Here is a 6425-nt window from a genome sequence, read left to right on the forward strand (position 1 = left end):
CTCGCAGTTCGCGGCCCTCGAGCCGCTGGGCGGCGACGTCCACCGCCACCCCGGCCTCGTCGCCGCCCAGCGGCTCGAGGGCCGCGAACTGCGAGTCCAGCAGCGCGGTCGGCATGAAGTGGCCCCGGCGCTCGGCCATCCGCCGCTCCACCAGCTCCCGGTCCCCGGTCAGGTGCAGGAAGACCGCGCCCGGCGCGGCGGCCCGCAACCGGTCCCGGTAGGCGCGCTTGAGCGCCGAGCTGCTCACCACCCCGCCGAGACCCGCCCGGCCGTGCGCCCAGCGGCCGATCGCGTCCAGCCAGGGCGCGCGGTCGGCGTCGTCCAGCGGGACGCCGGCCGACATCTTGGCGATGTTCGCCGCCGGGTGGAAGTCGTCGCCCTCGGCGTACGGGACGCCCAGCCGGGCGGCGACCAGCGGGCCGACGGTGGTCTTGCCGGTCCCGGCCACGCCCATCACGACGACGACCGGGGGAGGGTCCAGCTTGTCCGGGGAGTTCATGGCGGAGGGTGCCTCGCTGTCCTGATCGGCCTCGCGGGGTCCTCGTCGACCTCGCGGGCGGACGCCGGGATACGGAGTCCGTCGCCGCACATGAAACCCATCGGATACGACGTATTCAAGAGGCTGTGACATAAAAGTCATACTTAATTGCGCCGACTACGCTGAGCGCATGACCACTACGGCCCGGGGACTCCATACACAGGTGCTGGACAGCCTGGGTCTGGCCATCACGGCCGGCGAGTACCCGCCCGGCAGCGTCCTGCGCACCGACGAGCTGTCCCGTCGCTTCACCGCCTCCCGCACCGTGATCCGCGAGGTGGTCCGGGTGCTGGAGTCGATGCACCTGGTGGAGTCCCGGCGCCGGGTCGGCGTGACCGTCCGCGCCGCCGACCAGTGGAACGTCTACGACCCCCAGGTCATCCGCTGGCGGCTGGCCGGTGCCGACCGCCCCCGCCAGTTGCGCTCGCTGACCGTGCTGCGCTCCGCCGTGGAGCCGCTGGCCGCCCGCCTCGCCGCCGAGCACGCCACCCCCGAGCAGTGCCGGGCCCTCACCGAGCAGGCGCTCGGCATGGTCGCCACCTCACGCGGCCGGCAACTGGAGGCGTACCTGGTGCACGACATCGCCTTCCACCGGGTGGTCCTCTCCGCCTCCGGGAACGAGATGTTCGCCCGGCTCGGCGACGTGGTCGCCGAGGTGCTGGCCGGCCGCACCCACCACCAGGTGATGTTCGAGGACCCCGACCCGGCCGCCGTCACCCTGCACGTGCAGGTCGCCGAGGCGGTACGCGAGGGCGACGGGCCCCGGGCCGAGGAGCTGACCCGGCAGATCGCCGTCGGCGCCCTGCGCGAGCTGGACGTCCTCGCCCCCTGAGCGGCAGCGGCGGACGGACCGCAGCGCATACCCGGACCGACCGCGACGTATGCCGCGTACCATCCGGCAACCTCCCGGCAACCTCAAATACCTCTCAATTCCGCCCGTACGTGACATGGGCCACAGCGTTACGCCGGTCTTTGCCGTGACTATGTGACCTGGCCTTCTGCGGGGTGGACCCACCCCCTTCACCCGCGTACGGGGGCTGCCACCGCACGACCCCTCACAAAGGCGACTTCCCAGATGAGTGACCGCACCCTGGCTGCGGCAGACACCCAGAGCCCCGGTTCGCCGGCGGCGGGCGCCCCCCACATCGACGCCGGTGACGCCGGTTACAGCAAGGACCTGAAGTCCCGGCACATCAACATGATCGCCATCGGCGGAGCGATCGGCACCGGGCTGTTCCTCGGCGCCGGCGGCCGCCTGGCGGGCGCCGGCCCCTCCCTGGCCATCGCCTACGCCGTCTGCGGCGTCTTCGCCTTCTTCGTCGTCCGGGCCCTCGGCGAGCTGGTGCTCTACCGCCCGTCCTCCGGCGCCTTCGTCTCCTACGCCCGCGAGTTCATGGGCGAGAAGGGCGCCTACTCGGCCGGCTGGCTGTACTTCCTCAACTGGTCGACCACCGCCGTCGCCGACATCACCGCGGCCGCCACCTACGCCCACTTCTGGGCCATGTTCAGCGACGTACCGCAGTGGATCCTCGCCCTGATCGCCCTCGCCGTCGTCCTCACCGCCAACCTGATCTCGGTGAAGTACTTCGGCGAGATGGAGTTCTGGTTCGCGATCATCAAGGTCGCCGCGCTGGTGATCTTCATGCTGGTCGGCATCTTCCTGGTGGTCACCCAGCACGACGTCGGCGGCCACACTCCGGGCCTGTCCACCATCACCGACAGCGGCGGCATCTTCCCGCTCGGCATGCTGCCCATGCTGATGGTCGTCCAGGGCGTCGTCTTCGCCTACGCCTCCGTCGAGCTGTGCGGCGTCGCCGCCGGCGAGACCGAGAACCCGGAGAAGATCATGCCCAAGGCGATCAACTCCATCATGTGGCGGGTGGGCCTGTTCTACGTCGGCTCGGTCGTGCTGCTGGCGCTGCTGCTGCCCTACACCTCGTACTCCGCCGACCAGAGCCCCTTCGTCACCGTCTTCGACAAGCTCGGCATCCCCGGCGCCGCCGGCGTGATGAACCTCGTCGTGCTCACCGCCGCGCTCTCCAGCCTCAACTCCGGCCTGTACTCCACCGGCCGCATCCTGCGCTCGATGGCCATGGCCGGCTCCGCGCCCAAGTTCACCGCCCGGATGAACAAGGGCCAGGTGCCCTACGGCGGCATCCTCCTCACCGCCGCCTTCGGCGTGCTCGGCGTCGCCCTCAACTACGTGGTGCCCGGCGAGGCGTTCGAGATCGTGCTCAACCTCGCCTCCATCGGCATCCTCGGCACCTGGGGCATGATCATGCTCTGCTCGCTGCTGTTCTGGAAGCGCTCCGAGCAGGGCCGCCTGAAGCGCCCGTCCTACCGGCTGCCCTGGGCCCCGTACACCCAGATCGTCACCCTGGGGTTCCTGGTCACCGTCCTCGGCCTGATGTGGTGGGGCGGCGGGGTGGGCCGCACCACCGTCAACTGCCTGCCGCTGATCGCCGCGGCCCTGGTCGGCGGCTGGTTCGTGGTCCGCAAGCGGGTCACCGCGCTCGCCGCCGGCCGCCCGCTGGACTGACCGCCGCACACCGAGCCCGCACCACCCCGTACCACCCGCGACCCCCGCCGGAGCACCGCCCGGCGGGGGTCGCGGTGCGCGATAGTGGACCTGAGCGAGCAACATCAACGAGGCGTGACGAAGGGACGGCGTGCCATGACGCAGCAGGTCCGTGGGGTGATCGCACCCGGACGCGACGAACCGGTCCGGGTCGAGACCATCACCATCCCCGACCCCGGGCCCGGCGAGGCCGTGGTGAGGATCCAGGCGTGCGGGGTGTGCCACACCGACCTGCACTACAAGCAGGGCGGCATCAACGACGACTTCCCCTTCCTCCTCGGCCACGAGGCCGCCGGCACCGTCGAGTCGATCGGCGAGGGCGTCACCGACCTCGCCCCCGGCGACTTCGTGATCCTCAACTGGCGCGCCGTCTGCGGCCAGTGCCGGGCCTGCCTGCGCGGCCGCCCCTGGTACTGCTTCGACACCCACAACGCCCGGCAGAAGATGACCCTCGCCGACGGGACCGAGCTGACCCCCGCCCTCGGCATCGGGGCCTTCGCCGAGAAGACCCTGGTCGCCGCCGGCCAGTGCACCAAGGTCGACCCAGCCGCCTCCCCGGCCGTCGCCGGACTCCTCGGCTGCGGCGTGATGGCCGGCATCGGCGCCGCCGTCAACACCGGAAACGTCGGCCGCGGCGACACGGTCGCCGTCATCGGCTGCGGCGGCGTCGGCGACGCGGCCATCGTCGGCTCCCGCCTGGCCGGAGCGGCCCGGATCATCGCCGTCGACGTCGACGACCGCAAGCTCGCCAAGGCCACCGAGGTGGGCGCCACCCACACCGTCAACTCCCGCACCGCCGACCCGGTCGAGGCCATCCGCGAACTCACCGGCGGCTTCGGCGCGGACGTCGTCATCGAGGCCGTCGGCCGCCCCGAGACGTACACCCAGGCCTTCTACGCCCGCGACCTCGCCGGCACCGTCGTCCTGGTCGGCGTCCCCACCCCCGACATGAGGCTCGAACTGCCGCTGCTCGACGTCTTCGGCCGCGGCGGCTCCCTCAAGTCCTCCTGGTACGGCGACTGCCTGCCCTCCCGGGACTTCCCCATGCTCATCGACCTGCACCAGCAGGGCCGCATCGACCTCGGCGCCTTCGTCACCGAGACCATCGCCCTGGACGAGGTCGAGCAGGCCTTCGCCCGCATGCACGAGGGCGACGTCCTGCGCTCGGTGGTGATCCTGTGACGACCGCCCGGATCGACCGGCTCACCACCTCCGGAACCTTCTCCCTCGACGGCGGCACCTGGGACGTCGACAACAACGTCTGGATCGTCGGCGACGACCACGAGGCCGTCGTCATCGACGCCGCCCACGACGCCGACGCCATCGCCGCGGCCGTCGGCGGCCGCCGCCTCCTCGCCATCGTCTCCACCCACGCCCACAACGACCACGTCGACGCCGCCCCCGCGCTCGCCGACGCCACCGGCGCGCCCATCCTGCTCCACCCCGACGACCTCCCCCTGTGGCGGCAGACCCACCCCGACCGCGCCCCCGACGGCGAACTCGCCGACGGGCAGGTGATCACCGTCGCCGGCGTCGAACTGACCGTCCTGCACACCCCGGGTCACGCCCCCGGCGCGGTCTGCCTCCACGCACCCGCGCTGGACACCGTCTTCACCGGCGACACCCTCTTCGCCGGCGGCCCCGGCGCGACCGGCCGCTCCTTCTCCGACTTCCCCACCATCATCGACTCCCTGCGCGACCGGCTGCTCACCCTCCCCGCGCACACCGTCGTCCGCACCGGCCACGGCGACTCCACCACCATCGGCGACGAGGCCCCCCACCTCGCCGAATGGATCGCACGCGGCCACTGACCCGGCACGAGCCCCGGCCGGCCCTCCCACGTCACGGCCGGCCGGGACTCACCCCCACGCGGAGAGCCGCCCCGCACTGCGGAACCGCCACTCCACCCCCGTCACCGGATCGGTGAACTCCAGCGCCCGCGCCAGCAGTTGCAGCGGCCGTCCGAAGTCCTCCGGCTCCTCGTCCGGCCGCACCACCGGATACAGCGGGTCGTTCAGGATCGGCGCACCCAGCCCGTTCATATGGACCCGGAGCTGATGCGTCCGCCCCGTCACCGGCCGCAGTCGGTACAGCCCCGACTCCCCTCTGCGCTCCACCAGCTCGATCCGGCTCTCACTGTTCGGCTCGCCCGGCTCCTCGTACGCCGCCGGCACCCCGCGCTCCTTCACGATCCGGCTGCGCACCGTCACCGGCACGCCCAGCGCCGGACGGAACGGCGCCACCGCCTCGTACTCCTTGCGCACCAGCCGTTCCTTGAACAGCCCCTGGTATGCGCCCCGGTCCTCCGGCCGCACCACGAACAGCACCAGCCCCGCCGTCAACCGGTCCAGCCGGTGCGCCGGCTGGAGCGCCGGCAGCCCGAGGTCCCGCCGCAGCCTGGCCAGCGCCGTCTCCGTCACATGCCGCCCACGCGGCGTCGTCGCCAGGAAGTGCGGCTTGTCGGCCACCACGATCCGCTCGTCCCGGTGCACGACCCCCACCTCGAACGGCACCCGCTCCTCCGGCGCAAGGTCCCGGTGGAACCACAGCACCCGCCCCTCCCGGTACGGCTCGTCCGCCGCCACAGCGGCCCCGTCCGCCCCCACGAACCGGCCCTCCGCCAGCATCGCGTCCACCCGCTCCGCGCCCACGGCCGGCGCGTACCGGGCCAGCAGGTGGTCCCGCACACACCCCCACGCCCCGCCCGGATCCGCCGGCAGCCGCACCCGTACGGGATCGATCCCCGACCGCTGCGGCAGCGGCGCCGCCGTCCGCCTCGTCCTTCGTCGCACCGCCCCACGGTAGCCGCCGTCCCTCCGGCCCACCGTCTGTCTCCCCCGTCACGAGCGGCGCCTATCCGCCCAGTCGCTCGGCGTAGCCCCTCAGCACCGTCTCGATCCGCTGCCAGGTCCGCTCGTCGCGGGGGAGCGGGTCCAGGGCGCGGCCCTCGCCGAAGCCCCAGCCGGCGGCCACCGCCACCGGGTCGCCCGCGCCCGACGCCCCCGCCGCCAGCGCGGCCGCGCCCAGCGCCACCAGCTCGGCGCCGCGCGGCAGCACCACCGGCCGCCCGGACAGCCGCCGTACCGTCTCCACCCACATCCGGCCGCGCGCCCCGCCGCCGGTCAACCGCAGCGGGGCGTCCGCCGCAACCCCGCCCGGCAGCGCCTCCAGCGCCCTCAGCACGGTGAACACCGCCCCCTCGTACGCAGCGCCCAGCACCTGCCGGCCGCTGGTCGCGTGCCGCAGCCCCGTCAGCAGCCCCGCGGCGGCCGGCAGGTGCTGGGCGCTGCGTACGAGGGGGCGGTGTTC

The 6425-nt window shown here is 73.0% G+C and carries 7 protein-coding genes; 4 read left to right on the forward strand and 3 right to left on the reverse strand.

From position 1 onward, the window contains the following. The coding region (locus C6N75_RS27940; protein WP_407703282.1) for a gluconokinase at positions 1-499 on the reverse strand (499 nt) is incomplete at its 3' end. Positions 500-668: 169 nt separating this feature from the next. On the opposite strand from C6N75_RS27940, the gene C6N75_RS27945 reads away from it, so the two are divergent. The 4 genes from C6N75_RS27945 (at position 669) to C6N75_RS27960 (ending at position 4927) form a co-directional block, all read left to right on the forward strand. Beyond that, positions 669-1370 carry a FadR/GntR family transcriptional regulator gene (locus C6N75_RS27945; RefSeq protein WP_105871643.1) on the forward strand — a complete coding sequence of 234 codons (702 nt, stop codon included), beginning with the start codon at positions 669-671 and terminating at the stop codon, positions 1368-1370. Positions 1371-1613: 243 nt separating this feature from the next. Then, a complete protein-coding gene (locus tag C6N75_RS27950) occupies positions 1614-3077 on the forward strand; it encodes an amino acid permease (protein ID WP_105871644.1) in 1464 nt (487 codons plus the stop codon). 135 nt (positions 3078-3212) lie between these two features. Further along, on the forward strand, positions 3213-4298 hold the full coding sequence (locus tag C6N75_RS27955) for an S-(hydroxymethyl)mycothiol dehydrogenase (protein WP_105871645.1): 1086 nt from the start codon (positions 3213-3215) through the stop codon (positions 4296-4298). Then, positions 4295-4927, forward strand: coding sequence for an MBL fold metallo-hydrolase (locus C6N75_RS27960; protein ID WP_105871646.1), 633 nt, complete (start codon positions 4295-4297; stop codon positions 4925-4927). The genes C6N75_RS27955 and C6N75_RS27960 overlap by 4 nt, the downstream gene beginning before the upstream one ends. Positions 4928-4975: 48 nt before the next feature. On the opposite strand, the gene C6N75_RS27965 is transcribed toward C6N75_RS27960, so the two are convergent. Both C6N75_RS27965 and C6N75_RS27970 read right to left on the reverse strand, forming a co-directional pair. After that, positions 4976-5908 carry a pseudouridine synthase gene (locus tag C6N75_RS27965; RefSeq protein ID WP_105871648.1) on the reverse strand — a complete coding sequence of 311 codons (933 nt, stop codon included), beginning with the start codon at positions 5906-5908 and terminating at the stop codon, positions 4976-4978. 61 nt (positions 5909-5969) lie between these two features. Beyond that, positions 5970-6425 (reverse strand): FGGY-family carbohydrate kinase (locus tag C6N75_RS27970; RefSeq protein WP_258177653.1); only part of this gene is annotated, 456 nt, incomplete at its 5' end.

This window comes from Streptomyces solincola (genome assembly GCF_002982015.1).
Taxonomy (GTDB): Bacteria; Actinomycetota; Actinomycetes; order Streptomycetales; family Streptomycetaceae; genus Streptomyces; species Streptomyces solincola.

Bases quoted from the DNA above. Each gene is read 5' to 3' on its own strand.
- C6N75_RS27955 (WP_105871645.1), top strand. From the start codon at position 3,213: ATGACGCAGCAGGTCCGTGGGGTGATCGCACCCGGACGCGACGAACCG.
- C6N75_RS27950 (WP_105871644.1), top strand. From the start codon at position 1,614: ATGAGTGACCGCACCCTGGCTGCGGCAGACACCCAGAGCCCCGGTTCG.
- C6N75_RS27945 (WP_105871643.1), top strand. From the start codon at position 669: ATGACCACTACGGCCCGGGGACTCCATACACAGGTGCTGGACAGCCTG.